The following is a 19,465-nucleotide window of genomic DNA, read 5'->3' as shown; positions in this document are numbered from 1 at the left end:
TGACTCCCCCACCCACTTCTTTTATACTATTAGTTGAATAATACTATACGATATATAATATGACAGGAGGAATAGTGATGGCCATTCAAATCAGCTCAGAACTACTCGACGGCTGCGTCTTGGCGCTACTTGAGACCGAAGACTTTTACGGTTACGCGCTAACGCAGCGGCTCCAAGCCTCGGTATCCGTTTCCGAGTCGACCCTGTACCCGGTCCTTCGCCGGTTGAAGAAAAACGGCTGGGTCACCACTTACGACCAGGCCTACCAAGGGCGTAACCGTCGTTACTACCAAATCACGGCAACCGGTCAAACCCAATTGTGCACCATTCAAACTGAATGGGCCAGCTACTACCAAGCAATCAACCAATTACTTTTAGGAGGTGCCTCGAATGGATAACTACTTAGACAAGTTCACCGCGCTACTCGCTCAGCTGACCGATGACGAACGCGATGAGGTTGTCGGCTTCTACCGTGAATACTTATTGGACGCGGGGATTGCTAGCTACGATGACTGTGTCGCCGAGTTGGGAACGCCGCGACAGTTAGCCCGCAAGGTTTTAGCCGACTATTCAATTCGGCTGAACGAGAACTTAACCGCTGAAACGTCCAAAAAACAGCGGTCCCAAACTAGCGTCCGCACAATCTGGTTGATCGTGCTAGCGCTGCTGTCCACACCAATCACGATTCCGGCGCTCCTCGTCGTCCTGGCCACGCTCTTTGCAATTGCCGTGGTCGTCATCAGTATTTTCTTTACCGTCATTGCCCTTATTATCGGTTGTACCCTCCTCGCACTGGCACTGATTACCGCCAGCATCGGCGTTTTCAGTCAGTCGATCTGGGTCGCCTGCTTCTACCTCGGCTGCGGCCTGATATTACTGGGGGGCGAGTTCTTAATTGCCCCACTCATCATCTGGTTACTGAACCTGATTATTCAAGGAACCACCGTGCTGACCCAACGGCTATACCACCGTTTCGTCAAACAAAACCGTGCTGAGAGAGGGGGCCGCCACAATGCGCAAAAGCATTAAAATTGGAATTATTTTACTCATATTAGGGCTCGGCTTGACGATGTTCGGGATTGCTAATAACGGTCTTAAGGCCGTTTACTGGGAAAACGGCTTTAAAATCAGCCGCCAGACCCACAAAACAACGCACTTAAAGTCAATCAAGTCCTTAACACTTGCAACCAGTGCCAACGTGACGGTTAAAGAAGGTACCCAGGCTTCCGTTGAAGTAACCAGCCACCGCAATGCCCCGGTCGTGAAAGCCGATGACGGGCACGTTACGGTCCGTGGCCAATCAAATTACGCCCACGAAGCCGGCTTTTTCGTCAATGATTACGGTACCGACCAAGTGGTGGTGACCGTGCCAAAACAGCAGCTCAAAAAAATTGTCGCGACTTCCGATCAAGTCGGTGATTTATCCTTTGAGGACCTCAGCGTGAAGCAGTTGGACCTCAGTACTAGCGCGCTCGCCGATATCGATGTCAGCTTCAACAACGTTATCGCGAGTGAGGCGCTCAACCTTCAAACCGGGGACTTAACGCTCAAAAACGTGAAGGCACCTAGCATTACGGCCAAGACCGGTGACCTGATTATCAGCGCAAGCGAATTTAAAGCGGCCAGTTCAAAATTCACGGTCAACGACGGCGACGTTAGCGTCCAACAATCCACCTTCAAAAACCTGCAGTTACAAACGACCGACGGCGACATTGACCTGGGCGAAAACCACCTGAAGGGTCAGCTGATTGCCACCACCCACGACGGTGACATTAGCTTAACCGCCCCGAAACACGTCGGCGTGACCGCTGATAACCAGGACGGCGATTTGTCGATCTTCGGTTGGCATAGTGACGACCAACACCACTACCAAGCCAATAAGAAAGCGAAACAACAGTACCATCTGACAACCACCGATGGTGATATTTCGGTGATTGCAAGTAACTAAAAAAGCGCTCTTATCTCACTTGAGATAGGAACGTTTTAACTATTTCAGCACAATTTAAAACTGCCCGTTATAGACGTCCAACCAGACCATCAGCAGCGACAAAATAAACATCAGGCCAATCGCCACCGCGTGCCACCATTTATGGTGCGCAAAAATGGCGATATATTCGCGTAAAATGGCATCCGGTAAGAAAAAACGGGCGGTACGGGCACCGATGCCATCCGCCTTTAAACCGGCCTGCTTAGCAAACATTGCAGCCCGAAACGTATGGTAATTATTAGTCACAAAAATGACCCGCGGCCGTTTCAGTCCGCCTTGATCGACCAATACCTTACTGTACTGCATATTTTGAAAGGTCGTTTTGGAGCGGGTCTCGGCTAGGCCGTCCGCAGCCGGCAAGCCGTGTTGCACGGCGTAAGCCAGCATCGCTCGCCCTTCCGGCACCGTTTCGTCGGCGCCCTGACCACCCGAAAAGATCATTTTGGCGGGGTGGCCAGTCTTCCTTTGTTGCCGCTGATAAAATTTCAACCCCCGCATGATTCGTTGGGCCAGCAGCGGTGAGACCTGGTCGCCGTTTAGCAGGCCCGCCCCTAACACGATAATGTAGTCCTGACGTAGGCGCGGCCAGTTGAACTGGTAAATGACCAACATCGTCAGGTAATTGTAAAACCAAAAGGCGACGTAGATAATCACCATGTTAGGAAAGAGGTTCATCCAATAGCTAAGCGGCCTAGGCACCCGCGTCGTAATCGCATTACTGAGGACCGGTAAGATCAAAATTGCGAGCCCCAAAATCAGTGTCAGCATGTTGGCCAACGTATGTGATTCGCGCCGCCAGACGATCCACGCGTTCCATAATAGGAGAAAGGCCTGCATAATAAACAGCGCACCCAGTAGCATTAAAAACAAAACAAAGATACCAATACAAACAATAATTAGCGGGTGATTGTTGGTTCCCAAAATCGTCATGGCCAGCACGGCTAAAAAAGAATAGAAAAATAGCGAAAACCAAATACCATTGCTGAGCCGAGCCTTGTCACGGCGATAGCGCCAACCAAAAATCACTCCGAATAGCGCCGGTACCGCCCACGCCCAGTACGCCACGGCCGGAATCGGCACCCAAACACTCGCACTATCCACGTCCATCACATCCCATCATTAGATTCCGCTTTCATGATAGCATAAGTCAACTAACGAACGGGATTGGTAACGCTCGCACTACTTAAGCTGTTTCTGGGCGTTGTAGAAGCTCCGGTACGCTAAGTAACAGGCAATGATCGACCCCAAGCTGGTGGCTGACAAGAGCATGAAGGTGACCATGATCTGATACTTAATGGCGTGGACGGGGTCGACCCCGGCAAAAATCAACCCGGACATCATTCCTGGCAAGCTCACTAAACCAACCGTTTTAGCGGAATCGATCGTCGGGGCCATCCCGGTTCGAATCGCTTCCCGCACGATTGCAATCGAAGCGTCCAACAAGTCCGACCCCAATGCTAGCCGCTCCAACACCCCCTGCCGTTGGTCATGAAACTGGCTGTTCAAGCTACGAAAGGCCAGCCCGATTGCCACCATCGAGTTAGAGGCGATCATCCCCGAAATTGGAATGATCTGCGATGGAATCAGCCGAATCGCGCCCGACAAAATCAGAACTCCCAGCGTGACCCCGGTACTAATAAAGATGGCTAGGAGTGCAATCGGAAAGGCGTTGGCAATGCCGGCACCACGTTTTTTCGCGTTCCAGGCCGCGTTAAAAATAATGAAGCCCATCATTGCCAGTGTTAGCCAAACGTTATCGACCCGGAAAATGTACTTTAACAGGTAACCGACAGTAAAGAGCTGGACGATGGCGCGCACCACGCCCACAATAATGTCCTTGTCCAAACCCAACTTTTGCCACAAACTAATTCCCAGCGCAACCAGCACCAACATTGCGGCAAAGAATAACGACGTATTATTAACAGCTAAATTCATGCTTGCACCTCCAAACGACCCGCAACCACCTTGGCCAACGTTGACGCCGCAGCAATTTCCTGCGCATCGTGGGTAATCATAATGGTCGTGACCCCACGATCGACGTTTAAGTGGCGTAACCAGCGGTGAATGATCTCGCGATTCTGTTCATCCAGACCGGCCGTGACTTCGTCCAATAATAGGATTCGCGGTAAGAATAAAATATTGCGAATCAACGCGACCCGTTGGCGTTCACCACCGGATAGGTCCACGATTGGCTGGGTCAACGTTTGTTCACCCAAGCCAACGTATTCGAGTGCCGCTAAAATGTGGTCGTGATCGACCGGTTGCTTACGGATCCGGTACGGAAAAGTCACGTTATCGGCAACCGTTTCACCGAACAGGGTTGGCTGCTGGAAACAGTACGAGACTTGCCGGCGGTACAAGACCGGGTCATAGCTTTCAATCGGCTGACCATCGAAGACCAACTCACCGCTAGTTTTACTAATCATCGCGGCCATGATTCTTAACAAGGTACTCTTCCCACTGCCGGACGGGCCGGTCAGGGTCACCTGGGCACCAACTGGAATGGCCCAATTAATATCATGCAAAATATGCTTGTTTTCGGCTTGATAATTGACTTGCTTCAAGGTCATAATGGCTTGCATCAAACATTCCCCCACTGATATAGTAATTAGCTTAGCGTTATTGTACCCGATTGGGCTAATCACCTTCAACGTTTTTGATTAGCGGTTGCGCCGCGCTTTAGTCCCGCCCGCCGAACATGCTATAATGACTGAGAAGTTACTACAGAAAACGAGGTCAAAATAATTAGTATGAAATCAAACTATTCCCATTCCAACGGCCAGCGCCCCCATCATAATCAACGCCGGCGGCCCAGCCAACCGGCGGAACGTGTTCAAGCGTCGGTCAGTATCGGCCAACGCTTCCCGTTGACCATTAAGCACCTCGGCATTAACGGCGAAGGTATCGGCTACTATAAGCACGTCATTACCTTCGTCAAGGGCGCCTTGCCCGGTGAGGTTGTCGTGGCGGAAGTCACCGCGGTCCACCCACGCTACTTGGAAGCCAGCTTGCGAACGCTCCGCAGACCCAGTCCTGACCGGGTCGACCCGCGTGACGACTACGCTGGTGAGGTCGGCGGCTTTGAATTGGAACACTTGGATTACCCGGCCCAACTGAAGTTCAAGCAGGACGTGGTTCGTCAAGCACTCGAAAAGTACCGACCCGCCGGCTACCGTCATTACGATCTGCGCCCAACCATCGGCATGGCCGACCCGTACGAGTACCGGAATAAGGCCCAGTTCCAAGTCCGCATGCTGGATGGCCACGTCGCCGCCGGACTTTATAAAGAAAACAGCCACGACCTGGTTGACTTACCCACCTGTTCGGTCCAGATGCCGGTCACCATGGAGGTCATGCGCCAAGTGGTTGCCTGGCTAGAAGCGTTACAAGTACCAATTTATGACGAGGCCCATAATTCGGGCATCGTTAAAACGGTGGTGGTCCGGGCAGCCGCCGCAACCGGCGAAGTTCAACTGGTACTGATTACCAACACACCGAAGTTACCGAAAAAACACCAGTTACTCATGAAAATCGCCGAAAAGTTACCGATGGTCGTTTCGGTCATGCAAAACGTTAACGTTGGTAAAACGTCGTTGATCTGGGGCGACCAGACGACGTTGTTAGCGGGGAAGACGACAATTACGGAAGAACTCGACGGCTTAGCGTTCAACTTGTCCGCCCGCGCCTTTTTCCAACTCAACCCGCAACAAACCAAGAAACTCTACCGTTTAGCGCGCGAAGCCCTCGACCTGGCCCCCAACGAAACGTTAGTCGACGCTTATTCCGGGGTCGGTACGATTGGACTTTCGCTTGCCGACGTGGCCAAGGAAGTGCGCGGAATGGATACGATTCCGGCCGCGGTCGCCGATGCTAACGATAACGCCAAGCTGAATAACATCACCAACGCCCATTACGAAGTCGGCGAAGCCGAAGTCTTACTACCACAATGGTTGGCTAGCGGCTTTGCCCCGGACGCCATGGTCGTTGACCCACCGCGAACCGGGTTGGATCAAGTCCTGATTGACGCCATTTTACAAAGTGCGCCCGAAAAGTTGGTTTACATTTCTTGCAACCCGTCAACCTTGGCCCAGGACTTACGCGAGCTGACCCGTGGTTACCAAGTCGATTACATTCAATCAATCGACATGTTCCCACAAACGGCCCGCTGTGAAGCGGTCGTCCGTTTCACCAAGCGCCACTAATTACTAATATCGAAGGGAAGTCTTCCAATGGCACAATTCGATAGTCACATTTCACTAACGATGACCTTTACGCTGCGGCCACCGTTTAAAACGAACTTTTTACTGCTTAAGGATTACAACGCCGACGTGCGATTGCCGGCCAGGGACGGGGTGTTGACCACGCTCGTCGCGAAAAACATTCCGGTTACGCCGGCACTTTCACAACTGAAAACGATTTTTGACGACGTCCGTAACCCGATTTACTGGAAATTGCATGATCAGGCGGTCCACGAATACTTCGTGGCGCACCCCACCATGCGGCCGGTCCTACCACTGGACCTACTGCGAGTTATGCTGAACTCCTTGTCCGCACAGGGCTTAACCGATGACCAGCTGACCCACATCATGCAGGACGTCTTCGAACGACTACAACGCAACGACTTCGACGGTCGAACCGCCCAACGGATTTTGACGGCGTTGGCTGCCGACCCTAAAGCCTAAAAAATACGGAATTACTGATTTATGAAATCAGTAATCCCGTATTTTTTATTAAAAGTATTCCGCTAAAATTTGTTGGATACCAGGATGGTTATTGTCGGTCGTGACGCGGTCGGCCGCCGCTTGAACGTCGGCGGGAGCGTTACCCATTGCGACACCGATGCCGGCCGTTTTGAGCATTGCCACGTCGTTGTAATTATCGCCAAACGCTAACGCGGCCGCGGGTGACAGCTGGTCATCCGCCAACAAAGTCGTTAACGCACTGGCTTTCGACACCCCGGCAGCGACAATTTCCAAGTAAGTATCCTTGGAACGGTAAACCGTCAGACCGTTAAAATCAGTTGCCGTTAAGGCTTGCTCCACCGCCGTGATGATGGCCGCGTCCGCCATGATCATCATCTTATGCACCGGGGCCGTCGCGGTCGTCAACCACTGGCCCAAATCGGTCACCCGTGGTTCAAAGCCGATGCCATCAGCTTCCTGGCGTTCCCAGGCGGTCATCCGGGCAACCACCCAGTCATTATTACTATAAATATTGACTGAAGCGGTCGACCAGTTAGTTGCGACCAATTGGTTGACCCGCCGTGCCAATGCCAGCGGAACCGGTTGTTGTTCAACGACCGTCAACCGATCATTAGCGTCGGTCTTGGCCGTCAAAGCACCGTTGTAGGCAATCATCGTGGTGTCGATACCCAGTTGTTGCGCGATGGTCCGCATGCCTTTAGGTGGCCGGGCGGAAGCCAACACCATCGTGGCCCCGTGTTCAACCGCCCGTTGCACCCCGCTCACGGTGGCCGGTAGTAGTTGACCCGTGCTGTCTACCAGCGTCCCGTCGATATCACTTACGATTAATTGAATGGCCGTCATGTCGCGTCCCCACCTTCATCCTATTTATGCTTGATCTCAAACTTGACCTCACCGTTGACCATTTTGGCAAATAATTGCTGGCTGGGATCCGGATCAAACGTTCCTAAATTCACTAACAGTTCACCGTCATCGGTGACCTCAAACCCTTCGTAGCGGTCAAAAATGACGTGGTACATCGTCTGAGCCGGGCGCATCCGTTCATCGACCTGCGCCGCGGCCGCCTTTAACGTGTAGCCCGTCTGTAACAGGTTACTCATCGCGGCCGCCTTAATAACCATCCGCATGGTATAAATGCGTGGCTTACCCGGTTCATCCTCATTTTTAGGAATAATGTACCCCTTCTTCTGCCAATACCGGAGTTGGCGTGGTGAGACACCAGTCATTCGGCTCAGCTCGCTAATGCCGATCGTCAACTGGTCCTTATGGAATAAGCCGACGAGGTCAGCGCGCGTTCCGTTCGCCATTCTAGTGCCCCCTTTCGCTTAAGTTTACCCCCGTATTATAGCATGGAATCCGCTCGGACCGAACCGCTTTTAGCGAGTGGCTGGACGATAGTGTTCAGCTAAGAAGTCCGGTAACGTTTGGGCCGGGCGTCCCATGATCAACTGATAATCATCGCTGACCGTATCTAGCAGGCCACGCGCACCGCCAGCGTACATCGACGCCAACATGTGACCTTCGTTGCCCTGATTATAAAGGGCGCTGAATTCGGCCAAACTAACTGGTTGGTAACCAATCGGCGCACCACTGACGGCACTTAACACCTTAGCCAGCGCGGGCATCGTGTACGCCCGGTTCTGGGTCAGCGTGTAAATCCGGCCGGTTTTAAGTAACGCCGGTGTCGTCGCCACCTTCGCAAACGCCGCGGCACTGTCCGACTGACTAATAAAGCTCAGCGCCTGGTCCGCCATCGGGTAGATCACGTTTTGGCGCTCAATCAATTCTAGTAAGTACGGCACCAACGGGTCGGCGTATAACGCGTTGCGAATAATCGTGTAATGTAGCGAACTCGCCGCTAACCGGCATGGCATGTAACCGTAAAACGCGGCTAACGCGAACGGATTATTAACCTGGTCCGCAATGAAACCCATGACTAAAATATGACCCACCTGGGCAGCTTCGGCAGCGCCGACGACGTTCTCAAATTCACTGACACGGCTAAAGCTGTCGTGACTTTTACTCGGTACGTAAATGAAGACGTCACTGCCAGCTAGCGCCGCGGTCAAACTCGCCGCGTCGTGATAATCAACGGCCTTGATCGTCATGTCACGCGCTTGAAACGCCGCGGCCTTACTTGGTGTGTGGACGCCCAAATTTAACGTGCTGGCCGGGACTAACTTGGCCAGCGCGTTAACAATTCGTTGGCCTAAGTGGCCGGTGGCACCGGTAATCGTATATTGCATTTTGAATTCCCGCTTTTCTGTAACTTTATTAGTTACATTAAAACTGATTTGGACACCGTTGTCAATTAATACGTTAGTTATTTCATTTTAATCTACGTAACGTAGCGTTTCTCAAAGTGTGCCTCCTACACCTACACTCGTAAACGTATCACTATCCAATCCACTTACCCCGTTAACCACATAATACAAGTTCGTCTAACACCCCGAAAGTCAGGCTCAAATAGTCACTTCTTTCCACGGGGTTAACATCACCGTGTTATATTTAGTACTAACTAATCCAAACCATTCTTCCCGGAAAGAAGGCACCCGCCTTGAAAAAGTCCCGTTATTGGATGGCCGGCCTGCTCACCTTAGTTTTAATCATCGGCATTGCGGATATTGGTCTTTTTCGGTCCACGCCCACCAACCCCAAGTCCAGCACATCGGCCCGGCAACCTTCTGCTAAAACGGTGGCCCCGATCACCAAGTCCGCTTGGGCTAAACAACCCAAGCTAAAGTATGCCAGCATTATTTATTACGCGGTACACCACTTGAAAATTCAGCGCTGGCAAGAAGTTTCCGACTTTGAGCTAGGGTGGCAAGTTGAAATCTACCCGAATGACGGGCACCCTAAGTACCTTGTCTGGCCGGACGCACACATTCAGGCGGACGCCAAACAGCTACAACCAAATTGGTTCACGATTACCGCTAGCGGCCAAGTCACCTACGACAGTTTCACCGTCCACAGCTTCCGTCAGGACCAAACCGCAACCGTCAGCACTGATCAAATCTTGGCACAGTTACGCCAAGACCACGCCGCTAAAAAGGTCCGCGCAATGGTCGCCCGCTTAAGCGTTGTTCACCACCATTAATTTTTAATCTAAAGGGACCGTGACTTTTGTCACGGTCCCTTGTGTTTCTCCGAATATTGATAGTCGAAACGTGCGCCAAAAGTCAGCCGGCTCCGCTTAACCCCGTAAGTCCAACAATCCAAGCCCAGGATTATTCGCCTTACGCCGTTATGCTCACCAGCTAACCGACTTTTGTCACACTCTGTTTGAGATTTAGAGTTAAGCGACTTCTTCACCTAAACGTTTCTTCTTCGGCGCCACTTTCACGTGTTGGACGTCCGCGTCCGAGAAGCCGAATAGGTAAGTCAACGTGAAGGACACGACGATGGTCGCGGCCGAAGCCAACAGGAACCCGTACAAACTAAAGTCCAAGCCCTGCGGATTGATGAACGAGGTCACACCAATCAGTGAACCGGCAAAGCCCCACATATTCACGTCCAGCAATCCAGTCAGGAACCCACCGACCGCACCACCAATGCTAGCCGTAACGAACGCACGTCCATATTTCAAGTTGATTCCGTACATCGCGGGCTCGGTGACCCCACAAAACGCGGAAATCGTGGCCGGCCATGCTAATTCTTTCACACTGGCGACCTTGGACTTCAGCGCAATTGCCAGTACCGCGCCCCCCTGCGCAACCATGGTGGCAGAAACGATCGCGTTAAGGTAGCTGTGACCGGTCGTCGTAATATCGTTGACCACGATTGGAATAATCGCCCAGTGCAGGCCAAAAATAACCAGCACCTGGTAAAAGCCCCCGATAACCAACCCGGAAATCGCCGGACTAAGCGCGTAAATGGCCATAATACCAGTAGCTAACGCCCCGGAGAAGGCGGTAATAATCGGTCCGACCACCAACACAATTGCGCCGGAAATCAGGACCACTTCGATCAACGGGACAAAAATCATCCGCAACACCGTCGGAATCACCCGCTTTAGCCACGGCTCCAACTTACTGGCTAGCCAGGCACCGGCAATCATTGGAAAAATCGAGTAAGTGTACGACGCCACGTGCACCGGCAAGCCGAAGAAATCGGCGTTGATTGCCATACCCAGTAACTGGCCCGTGGCCTTACCACCCGCCAGCGCTACGATGCTCGGATAAGTTAGCACCCCACCGACGATTCCCATGATGACCGGGTCGGCTCCCAGCTTCTTGGCGGCGGTAAAGCCCACGAAGATCGGTAGGAAATAAAAGACCGAATCACCCATCGCATTAATGATGACGTAGGTGGTCGCCTTGTCCGATACAACGTTAAAGGTCGTCAGTAGGGCTAACACTCCCTTTAAAATCCCGGAAGCTGCCAATAACCCGATTACCGGAATCATCGAGCCGGTAATCACACCAATCAGACTACTGAGTGCGTGCTTAACCTTTTGCCAGGCGGACATTTTCTGCCAAGCGGCCTGGCGCGCTTCCTTTTCCATCGCGGCGGTCGACGCTTCGGCATCACCAAAGCCCGGACCAAGTTGACTCACAATCGCGTCGTACACGTCGTTGACGGCGGGCCCAATCACCACCTGGTACTGCCCACCGGCCTTTGCCACGTCGATCACGCCGTTCAAATTACGAATTGCGGTATCATCCGCCTGGGCCTCATCTTTTAGGTAGAACCGCACCCGGGTGATACAGTGGATGACACTCTTAACGTTGGCCGCGCCACCCACGTTAGTAATAATTTCACTGGCTAACGTGGCGTACTTACCAGTTTGCGGCTTACCCGCGACCGGTTGGACGTCGCACTTTAAGTCAACCACCGCCCCGACCATACCGGCATTGACGGTCCCCAATTGTGGTGTGAGTTGCGCCACCTTATCCATCGTATTTGTGACCGCTACAATCACGGTCGGTTGCTTGCCAGCCGCAACGATGGCTTCCCGGTCCATCGTCCCGATTGGGTCACCCGCTTCCACTTGGTCATCCGGCTGAACGGTAATCTTAAACGGTGGCTGATCACCGAGTTCAACCGTATCGATGCCAAGGTGAACTAACACTTCCAGACCGTTATCGGCGGTAAACTCGATAGCGTGCAGCGTATCCGCCACCATCGTGACCCGACCACCGACCGGCGCCAGTAGCGTGGCGGTCGAGGGTTCAATTCCAAACCCCTTCCCCATCATGCCCTGTGAAAAGACCGGGTCCTGAATCGCACTTAACGGAATTAACTGACCCGCGACCGGTGTAAATAATTGCACTTGCTTCATAACGTTGCTCCCCCTTTGCGTTATTTTCTTGACAGGCATCCGCTATACGGTCATAGCGGTAATATAGCGTTATTCAAAAAAACGCTTTCATTAGCTACCATCAGCATACCGGCTGGGTCACTATTCGGTCAAAAAAAATAAAACTAATAACCCTGATTATCAACCAATGCGTTAATCAGTTTTATTAGTTCGCTAACCTATTGAATTAAGTGGACTTGCTGCCCAGCCAGAAAGGACCCATCAAAGTCCGCGGGGGTCTTCACCTGTTTGCCAAAATCAACCACTAACGCGTGCCATTCCCAAGCCTTGGCCAAGTCATACGTCCAGTTAGCCTGCAATAGCCGCTGGGCCGCCAAGTAGGTTTTCGGCAACGGTTGGCCTAACCAAGTCAGTAAGCGTCGCAGGTAAGTATCTACGATCAGCGTTGGCTGATTAAAAACGTACATACTAAAGTAATCGGCGGTCTCGTCGCCGATGCCGTGGATAGCCAGTAGCTCGCGCCTGAGTTGTGCAGCTGGGAGTTGACGCATCGTCGTTAAGTCGAACTGGTAGCGGCGACACCACGTTGCTAGGGCTTGCAAGGTCGGCACCTTCCGCCGGTAAAAGCCCGCCGGTCGAACTAAGGTAGTCAATTCGGCCGTGGTTAAAGCCAACAGTCGCTGCGGTTCAAAACCAGTGGCCGCTTTTAAATTCGCCAACGCGTAATCCACGTTGCGCCAGTTCGTATTTTGAACCAAGATGCCGCCCCACAACACTTCCCAGGGGGTCTCGGCGGGCGGCACGCCCGTTTCTAACCAGTGACGGGGGCCCATCTCCGCCATCAGTCGTTGGTACAGCTGTTCAATCGTCATCGCCATCATCATCCTTACATCAAAAAACGGTGCCGCGCGTTAGTCCCCGCAACACCGTTCCTAGTTTCTAAATTAGTCGTCGGCGACGGTTGTCCGCTTAACGGATAACACGATGTCGGCCGGGTGATTTTCCGGCTTGACCTTTTCTTCAAAGTTTAAGCCGGCATCCTTAAATAAATTTTGAATTTCAGTATTCACTAACGGCAACTCACGACGATCACCGGTTTGTTGTCGAATATAGACGACGTATTCTTGTGGTAACTCTTCTAGGTCATACTCAACGTCTTCATCATTTAAAATGACGTAAATCAACTTACGTTCCTTGTTCATCCGAAAAAACCCCTTACTGTAAAAAATTACCGCCAAATTAGTCGCGACCAGCTAACGGGCTACTTTTAGTATACCCCTTTTTGGCGCAACCGCTGTCACCAACTTCTTACTTTAGGACTTGACCAAACCAACGGCTAGCCCGGCCGGTTTATTAACTTTTTTCAAAAAACGGTCACTCGACCCACCCCGCAGAATGGAGTCTGTTATACTAATTTGTAGATTAATTGAATGGGGGTTACGACTTGTATTATCGTGGTGAAGCACTCGATTTTTTAAACATGTTATTAACTGACGACGTTGCGCCGTTAATGCGCTCGCGGGTGGTCTTCGCTAGTAAGCTCGACGTTGAACGCTTAAAAGCCGCTGTCCTTGCTTCGGCCCAAATCGTCCCCGAAATTTTCGCGCACTACCAAGCAGATCGGAACCGGTTCGTGGTTGAGTCCCAGCCGGTCAACGACATCGTGCACGAGGTCCAAAGCCCGTACACGCCCGAAAATCAAGCTTTCGACTTCATCGACGGGCCCCAGTTACAACTCTTCATTTTGCACCACGACCAGTACGACGTGCTCCAAGCTTACATGAGTCGGCTTCTCACCGACAGTTTTGGTTTCAAGGAATACCTCTACTTATTATCCCAAGCTTATAACCACAATGATTTGAGCCAATTGCAAAACGAACGGCGCTTACGACCGGTCATTGCCGCCTTACAGCGTCAATTCTCGCGGCCGGCCCACCCCGATTTCACGATGACTAGTATCAAACTGCCCCACTATCAGGGCATCAACCTCAACCACGGCGGGCACGTCATGTTGAGCAGCAAGCAATTCATGCGGGTGCGGCGGGTCGCCAAGGCCCAGGACGTCGGCATCAGCGAAGCCATCTTAGCCGCTTACGCCAAGGCGTTGCAAGTTCTAACCCGCCACACGACGATCACTTTACCGTACCCGGTTGACTTTCGCAAAATGGCCCCCGCCGCGGAAAATACGACCCGGGTCGCGAATTTGACCGGTAACGTCTTCCTAACCATTAAAGTCGACGCGGACGCGCCGTTCAGTGAATTGGTTCAACAAGTCCACGACTCGTTGACCAAGGAACGCAAACGGGCGGCCTTCCTTTACCGGGTCACCAGCTTACAAAAGATGAACCACACGATGCCAATCAGCCTAATGCGTAAAATGACGCGGCGCTGGTTGGGAAAGCGGCCACTGACCTACACGAACTTTGGCGTTATTGATCAGCAACAGCTTAAATTCCACGGGACAACGGTCGTCAACTGCGTCTTCTCCGGCGCTTTCCGAACGTCGCCAGAAATGGAAATTGCGGCCAGCACCTTTGCCGGCACGTGCACGCTCAGCTTTAACAGTAGCGGCTCCGAACGCGATTACCAGCTCGCCATGAAAATTTTGGAAAACATTCAGGCCCAGTTATTGGTTTGGTCACAAACGCCGTTACCGGCGGAGACGAAGACGGTCGCCCCGTAAACTTCAAAAGTTGCGCTTTATACCTTTTCTAAGGGAATTCTGTTTGCCAAGAAGAGTTCAAACGACTAACTTCATCCGGTCTTTGATCACTGGGCAGAACCAAGAACAAAAGAATCAGCCTAATCAAGAGCACCTTAAAACCGAGTTTACTCGACTTTAAGGTGCTCTAAAAATTTTGCAATCGCTTTCGTGATATCATACCAGTAACTAACAAGATACGCTTGTTTTATCCTCAAAATCATAATTAGGTGGATTCATGAAATTTAGAAATCGTCAATTGAAAATTACTATTTTACTACTATTCCTAACGCTTATCGTTTTATTGCCTAGCGAAAACAGACAATATACGGGTCATCAAAGCAACTATGGTTACCAGAAAGTCATTGCATACATGTCCAATCAAGGAATCATTGAAAACAAACAGAAATGGCACCAACTGGTTCATCAAACTGGTAATTGTAGGTCAATCCAGAGCGTCAAAGAACTAAACAACATTTTGCACCAAGGAAATAAACACTCATCCGCGGCAAAGTCAGCCAAATCATACGACGTCGTTAACTATCCCACTACATCGAAATACGGTAATCTGCGAATCATTAATGTTCCGACTTTTTCTTCCGAAAATAAGGTAGCGGTTAAAAAGTATCGGACGTTATTGCACCGTCAAATTAAACTGCTTAAGAATAAGGACCACATCATCCTCAACTTTGCGAATAATCGTGGTGGTGATCCACAAGCTATGATTGCTGGACTGGCTACCCTAATTCCTGATGGAACACTCTTTACCAAAATTGCTCAGAATGGGCATAAATATAATTTTATTAAAAACAAACATCGGATCTATGATAGTAAATCTCATGAAACAACTGAATTACCTGTCAACAAACAACTTTCTTCTCCCAAAATTTATGTCATTACAAACGAAAAAACTGCCAGTGCAGCAGAATTCGCGATTATCGCATTGAAAAACAACAAAAATACTAAAATTATCGGCTATCCAACTGCTGGATACACGAGTGTTAATACGCTGTTGAAAATTAACCACAAGGCCGAAGTTGCTAACATCACGACCGGTACAGTGGTCAGTAAAACAATGATTGGCGGTAAAAGACATTTCAATAATGAACCCATCACGCCCGACAAAACAACGCTCTATGAACCTGCTTCTACTACAACTCACAATTCAACTGAAAAACCAGTTTCACTTGATCCTGATTTCATAAAGGAACTAAATAATCTAATTAACACGGAACACTGAAGTACTGTTTGAACGCTTTATTGAACGCGTGAATTTCAAAAATAAATAGACTTGGTTTAAACGCCCTTACCCTAGTCCGCTAAAAGTTAACGAATCAAAAAATAGCTGACAGACCGATTTAAGTAAATTGCAGGGTATTCATGAACTCATCACCAAGTTATTGCGGTTGTATTAGGTGTATTAATTGGCATTGTGCGTTACATTTAAATCACAAAAATATGCTTACTAACCGAGGAGGGCTTAGCATAATGGAAGTAAAAACCGTTAGCCGTGGTAATTCGTTAGCGTTGAGTCTACCTAAAAACGGACGATTCAAGAAGGGACAGCGGTGGTTGCTTATTCCCGCAAGCGATGGCGAATCATACACACTCGTACCACGTATGAAGAATCCCTATGCCGGTCCCAAACCAAAACAGCCCATGACCGAAGCATGGAACGACGTTGATTGGAATGAGGTTGAATAATGGCTTATTCTCCTAGCAAAAAGACATCATCTGGATCAATTTTGATTTCCAACGTGGTCGCGAAAATAAAAAGCGCCGACCAGCGCTAATTCTTAGTAGCAATCTCTATATCCAGAACACCGGGTTTGTCATTGTTTCGCCAATTACATCTACGGTGCGGGATTTACCCGGCTACTTTAGTCTCCATGGTTACGATACTCATGGACAAATTGTTGCGGCGCAAGTTTATTCGTTTGACGCAACGCAAAACGCCGGTCGGAATATCACATACATTGAAACCATGCGCGATGAAGATTTTTATCGCGTTGCACAAACTGTATACTATAATTTTGACTTTCCATTCTAATCTGCACGCCAGTTAGGAACTGCCAACAGGTGATTGAATAAAACCAACCCGGTACCAGCTATAATCCATCAACAACCATGACCATAATAAACCGGCTATCAGTAGGTGTTTGCCTTACTAATGGCCGGTTTATTTACGTTGCACCGAAGTGTTCACTTGTTTTTAAGCCTGCACAAACAATGAATAGTCTAAAATCACTTTTAAATAATTCTCAAATCAATTCAAGCACACCCTTGTAAAAATTAGCAACGTATCCGCGAACGGCCTCCCACTACCGTTGTCACGATTTCTTAACAACGGCACCAATCTTGGTTTGCCGCTGCCAACGACCACCGGGAGATACAGTTAGACGCGGTCCTTGAACATTCGGCACCATCGTCACACGCGTCTGCCGTGCATCATACAAGTTGAACTTGGGGCGCATAACTTCGCGCGCCCCCGCCTGGCCATCACCATACCAAGTTAACCCGACCCGAATTTGAGTCAGCGGTTCAAAAGCCGTTCCAATCAGACTAGTTAACAGCCCGTCATACAGGCGCCACAACGCCCCGTCACTAGCTCGCCAAGCCGGTACGTCCGCATATTGGCTGAGCTCAAAGGTCAATTCGACCCAGTTCGGCGCAACCCGCACCGCAGTCGGTTGGACGGGTAGGCTGTGAACAACGGTTTCAACGGTCGTTATCCGGGCATCCGCGTGGACCGCACTGCAACGAACCACGAACTGAGGAAACCAACTAACCGTTTCACTACCGGTTGCCCGCTGTTCCGCACGTAACCGGGCACTGACCGCGGTCATGGCCGCTAATCCTAACCGGTACCACCGTTCATACTGCGCCCGTTCAGTCGGTAAGGCCGGTACAATTTGTCGTTTCATCAGAATCCCCTCCCGTCACAATTAAGCAACAACCTGTTTTCAAACCTAGTTTAGCGAGCTAAACCAAAACCGTAAACCACCGGTCAACATTTCGTTATAATCTTTTGTCACCAATTGCATTTAGTAACGTTCCTAAATTGGAATCCTTCTAAAAAGTGTGGTTTAATAAGGGTGAATCTAAAAGGAGGAACCGCGTCATGGCACAAGATATGTTAACGCAGGCCGTTCAACAACTAAAGGACCATAAGATTCGGGTCACACCCCAGCGGCAGATTATTCTAACTTACCTCGTCACCCATCATAATCACCCGTCGGTGGAAACGATTTACCGGGAGCTCGATAGCCAATTACCCAACCTGAGCTTGGCGACGGTTTATAATACCCTAAAGCTGTTCGTGGACTTGGGAATCGTGATTGAGCTGCAAAACGGCGATGCCGGCACCCACTACGATTTCTTTGGTCGGCCGCACTACCACGTAGTTTGTGAAAACTGTGGGAAGATCACCGACGTTTTTGAACCCGATCTATCCACCGTTGAACAAAGAGCCGCCGAACTTTCCGGCTACCTGGTCACTGGCCACAACATGGAAGTTTACGGGTTATGTCCAGACTGCCAAAAACTGTTGCAGGTCACTAAAACGACCGATTTAAAGCGCTTAAAATTATCTCACGATCAGGCCTAAAGCTTAAAAGCGTGCACCCATAATGAGTGCACGCTTTTTTTATCGTTCCTGACCAAACGCAAAGTACAACCACGGCCCAATCGGTTGCACGAAGGCTAGTAATAACCAACCTAGTTTATGTCCGCGGCGAACGGACTTTGCCCGTAAAATGTCCCCAACGACGATCGTTGTCGCCGTGATTTCCATGGCAGCAATTGGTAACAGTCGTTGGCGAACGTGGCGTGACTGTGGTTGGTGGTGCTGGTTTCGACATTTTTTTAACATAGCGTCAGCCCCCTTTTTAACCAGTATAAGCCAGCGAAAGTGTAAGCGCTATCGAATTCAGTAACCGGCCGGTTTTTTGCTTAAAAAGCGGGTGCTACCAACTTGGATTGCGTCAATCACGGCGGGCCGTTGTAGCAGTGTCCGGGTCACGACGCCGACCTGACCGTGGTCAATCGTGATGATTTGGTAACAGCTACTTTCGCGGACCAAGTGTTCGTGCGGATCACGGCAATTAATGTCGTAAGCTGCCGAGCCCGCGACCACGTTCAACACGTGATCACCAATCACGTAACTGGTCGGGTAATGAACGTGACCGGTAAAGACACCGCCCACGTTATGCCCCCGGAGTGCCGACAATAACGCCGGCGTATTTTGTAAAATGGCATAGTGCATCGTCTGCATCGTGGGGCCATCCAGCGGGTGGTGTAAGAACAAGAACGCCCGCTTGGTTGGCGCCTGCCGTAAGTGCTTGCCCAACCACTGTAACTGTCCGGGCGCCAGCCAGCCGGCCTCGTAATTCGCAACCTTGGAGTCAAGGAAATAAAAATCATTATTGCCGATTCGCATTCGGTTCGCATAGTACGGTCCCGGATCAGCTGGCAGGTAGCCGGTGTAAAACGCTTCGCGGTTATCGTGGTTGCCCAAAATCACGCGGACGTGACAATCAAACGTCCGCTTCATCGTGTGAACCACCTCGTGGAACCGCTGATAATCTTCCGCCGCCCCGTCATGCACCAGGTCGCCGGTAAACACGATTAAGTCGGGACGGTACGGCAACTGCCGAATATCGTTAATAATCGTTGTTAACTTGACCCACGGATCAATCTGCTGATGATGCGCCGGGGCGTGTCCCCGCGCGGTCAAATGTGGATCAGAAATTTGAATGACGTGCAATCGCTGCATCCTAATCACTTCTCTACCTAAGAATTCACCAAGTGGCTAC

23 protein-coding genes are annotated in these 19,465 nt (G+C 50.6%); 11 read left to right on the top strand and 12 right to left on the bottom strand.

Translation table 11 applies throughout. From position 1 onward, the window contains the following. Positions 1-77 precede the first annotated feature (77 nt). Genes FFM82_RS03980 through FFM82_RS03970 form a run of 3 tightly spaced genes read left to right on the top strand, consistent with a single transcriptional unit; the run spans position 78 to position 1,948 of the window. Positions 78-398 (top strand): PadR family transcriptional regulator, encoded by a 321-nt coding sequence (locus tag FFM82_RS03980; RefSeq protein WP_137644580.1) that lies wholly within the window; start codon positions 78-80, stop codon positions 396-398. Continuing rightward, positions 391-1,029, top strand: coding sequence for a DUF1700 domain-containing protein (locus FFM82_RS03975; protein WP_137644579.1), 639 nt, complete (start codon positions 391-393; stop codon positions 1,027-1,029). The genes FFM82_RS03980 and FFM82_RS03975 overlap by 8 nt, the downstream gene beginning before the upstream one ends. Next, the gene (locus FFM82_RS03970) at positions 1,013-1,948 is read left to right on the top strand and encodes a DUF4097 family beta strand repeat-containing protein (protein ID WP_137644578.1); all 936 of its coding nucleotides are present in this window, start codon (positions 1,013-1,015) and stop codon (positions 1,946-1,948) included. Before FFM82_RS03975 ends, FFM82_RS03970 begins: the two co-directional genes overlap by 17 nt. A gap of 54 nt (positions 1,949-2,002) precedes the next feature. On the opposite strand, the gene FFM82_RS03965 is transcribed toward FFM82_RS03970, so the two are convergent. From FFM82_RS03965 to FFM82_RS03955, 3 genes are all read right to left on the bottom strand, one after another. Next, positions 2,003-3,088, bottom strand: coding sequence for a YdcF family protein (locus tag FFM82_RS03965; protein ID WP_170178203.1), 1,086 nt, complete (start codon positions 3,086-3,088; stop codon positions 2,003-2,005). Positions 3,089-3,166: 78 nt separating this feature from the next. After that, entirely contained in the window at positions 3,167-3,922 is a 756-nt protein-coding gene (locus FFM82_RS03960) for an ABC transporter permease (RefSeq protein WP_137644576.1), read from the bottom strand. Next, positions 3,919-4,569 carry an ABC transporter ATP-binding protein gene (locus FFM82_RS03955; RefSeq protein WP_137644575.1) on the bottom strand — a complete coding sequence of 217 codons (651 nt, stop codon included), beginning with the start codon at positions 4,567-4,569 and terminating at the stop codon, positions 3,919-3,921. The genes FFM82_RS03960 and FFM82_RS03955 overlap by 4 nt, the downstream gene beginning before the upstream one ends. Before the next feature lie 168 nt (positions 4,570-4,737). Here FFM82_RS03955 and rlmD point away from each other — a divergent pair, with 168 nt between their 5' ends. Beyond that, entirely contained in the window at positions 4,738-6,189 is a 1,452-nt protein-coding gene (gene rlmD / locus FFM82_RS03950) for a 23S rRNA (uracil(1939)-C(5))-methyltransferase RlmD (RefSeq protein WP_170178202.1), read from the top strand. 27 nt (positions 6,190-6,216) lie between these two features. Beyond that, the gene (locus FFM82_RS03945; RefSeq protein WP_137644573.1) at positions 6,217-6,669 is read left to right on the top strand and encodes a hypothetical protein; all 453 of its coding nucleotides are present in this window, start codon (positions 6,217-6,219) and stop codon (positions 6,667-6,669) included. A 48-nt stretch (positions 6,670-6,717) separates the two neighbouring features. On the opposite strand, the gene FFM82_RS03940 is transcribed toward FFM82_RS03945, so the two are convergent. From FFM82_RS03940 to FFM82_RS03930, 3 genes are all read right to left on the bottom strand, one after another. After that, positions 6,718-7,533 (bottom strand): Cof-type HAD-IIB family hydrolase, encoded by an 816-nt coding sequence (locus FFM82_RS03940; RefSeq protein WP_137644572.1) that lies wholly within the window; start codon positions 7,531-7,533, stop codon positions 6,718-6,720. A 20-nt stretch (positions 7,534-7,553) separates the two neighbouring features. Continuing rightward, entirely contained in the window at positions 7,554-7,997 is a 444-nt protein-coding gene (locus FFM82_RS03935; protein ID WP_137644571.1) for a MerR family transcriptional regulator, read from the bottom strand. A gap of 69 nt (positions 7,998-8,066) precedes the next feature. Continuing rightward, entirely contained in the window at positions 8,067-8,936 is an 870-nt protein-coding gene (locus FFM82_RS03930; RefSeq protein ID WP_137644570.1) for an SDR family oxidoreductase, read from the bottom strand. A 311-nt stretch (positions 8,937-9,247) separates the two neighbouring features. On the opposite strand from FFM82_RS03930, the gene FFM82_RS03925 reads away from it, so the two are divergent. Continuing rightward, a complete protein-coding gene (locus FFM82_RS03925; RefSeq protein WP_137644569.1) occupies positions 9,248-9,787 on the top strand; it encodes a hypothetical protein in 540 nt (179 codons plus the stop codon). Positions 9,788-9,985: 198 nt separating this feature from the next. Here the strand turns inward: FFM82_RS03925 and FFM82_RS03920 are convergent, their stop codons facing one another. From FFM82_RS03920 to FFM82_RS03910, 3 genes are all read right to left on the bottom strand, one after another. Next, a complete protein-coding gene (locus FFM82_RS03920) occupies positions 9,986-11,971 on the bottom strand; it encodes a PTS sugar transporter subunit IIABC (RefSeq protein ID WP_137644568.1) in 1,986 nt (661 codons plus the stop codon). 197 nt (positions 11,972-12,168) lie between these two features. Further along, positions 12,169-12,822: an endonuclease III domain-containing protein gene (locus FFM82_RS03915; protein WP_137644567.1), complete on the bottom strand. Its 654-nt coding sequence runs from the start codon at positions 12,820-12,822 to the stop codon at positions 12,169-12,171. Positions 12,823-12,894: 72 nt separating this feature from the next. Next, the gene (locus FFM82_RS03910; RefSeq protein WP_137644566.1) at positions 12,895-13,152 is read right to left on the bottom strand and encodes a hypothetical protein; all 258 of its coding nucleotides are present in this window, start codon (positions 13,150-13,152) and stop codon (positions 12,895-12,897) included. A gap of 242 nt (positions 13,153-13,394) precedes the next feature. Here FFM82_RS03910 and FFM82_RS03905 point away from each other — a divergent pair, with 242 nt between their 5' ends. The 4 genes from FFM82_RS03905 to FFM82_RS03890 all read left to right on the top strand — a co-directional run bounded on the left by FFM82_RS03905 (position 13,395) and on the right by FFM82_RS03890 (position 16,701). Continuing rightward, positions 13,395-14,633, top strand: coding sequence for a WS/DGAT domain-containing protein (locus FFM82_RS03905; protein ID WP_225425611.1), 1,239 nt, complete (start codon positions 13,395-13,397; stop codon positions 14,631-14,633). Between the two features lie 256 nt (positions 14,634-14,889). Beyond that, positions 14,890-15,891: a S41 family peptidase gene (locus FFM82_RS03900; RefSeq protein WP_137644564.1), complete on the top strand. Its 1,002-nt coding sequence runs from the start codon at positions 14,890-14,892 to the stop codon at positions 15,889-15,891. Positions 15,892-16,139: 248 nt separating this feature from the next. Beyond that, entirely contained in the window at positions 16,140-16,355 is a 216-nt protein-coding gene (gene mazE, locus FFM82_RS03895) for a type II toxin-antitoxin system PemI/MazE family antitoxin (protein ID WP_170178201.1), read from the top strand. 25 nt (positions 16,356-16,380) lie between these two features. Then, complete coding sequence (locus tag FFM82_RS03890) at positions 16,381-16,701, top strand: type II toxin-antitoxin system PemK/MazF family toxin (protein ID WP_137644662.1); 321 nt, start codon at positions 16,381-16,383, stop codon at positions 16,699-16,701. Between the two features lie 280 nt (positions 16,702-16,981). Here the strand turns inward: FFM82_RS03890 and FFM82_RS03885 are convergent, their stop codons facing one another. After that, entirely contained in the window at positions 16,982-17,575 is a 594-nt protein-coding gene (locus FFM82_RS03885; RefSeq protein ID WP_137644563.1) for a hypothetical protein, read from the bottom strand. Positions 17,576-17,772: 197 nt separating this feature from the next. Here FFM82_RS03885 and FFM82_RS03880 point away from each other — a divergent pair, with 197 nt between their 5' ends. Continuing rightward, the gene (locus tag FFM82_RS03880; RefSeq protein ID WP_137644562.1) at positions 17,773-18,258 is read left to right on the top strand and encodes a Fur family transcriptional regulator; all 486 of its coding nucleotides are present in this window, start codon (positions 17,773-17,775) and stop codon (positions 18,256-18,258) included. 39 nt (positions 18,259-18,297) lie between these two features. On the opposite strand, the gene FFM82_RS03875 is transcribed toward FFM82_RS03880, so the two are convergent. Both FFM82_RS03875 and FFM82_RS03870 read right to left on the bottom strand, forming a co-directional pair. After that, complete coding sequence (locus FFM82_RS03875; protein ID WP_137644561.1) at positions 18,298-18,522, bottom strand: PLD nuclease N-terminal domain-containing protein; 225 nt, start codon at positions 18,520-18,522, stop codon at positions 18,298-18,300. Positions 18,523-18,579: 57 nt separating this feature from the next. After that, positions 18,580-19,425, bottom strand: a complete 846-nt coding sequence (locus FFM82_RS03870) for a metallophosphoesterase family protein (RefSeq protein WP_137644560.1) — start codon at positions 19,423-19,425, stop codon at positions 18,580-18,582. Between the last annotated feature and the right edge of the window lie 40 nt (positions 19,426-19,465).

It is taken from the genome of Lactiplantibacillus plajomi (assembly GCF_005405405.1).
GTDB classification, from domain to species: Bacteria; Bacillota; Bacilli; order Lactobacillales; family Lactobacillaceae; genus Lactiplantibacillus; species Lactiplantibacillus plajomi.
The sequence above is the reverse complement of the archived record's forward strand: the minus strand, read 5'-3'. Positions and strand labels throughout refer to the sequence as shown.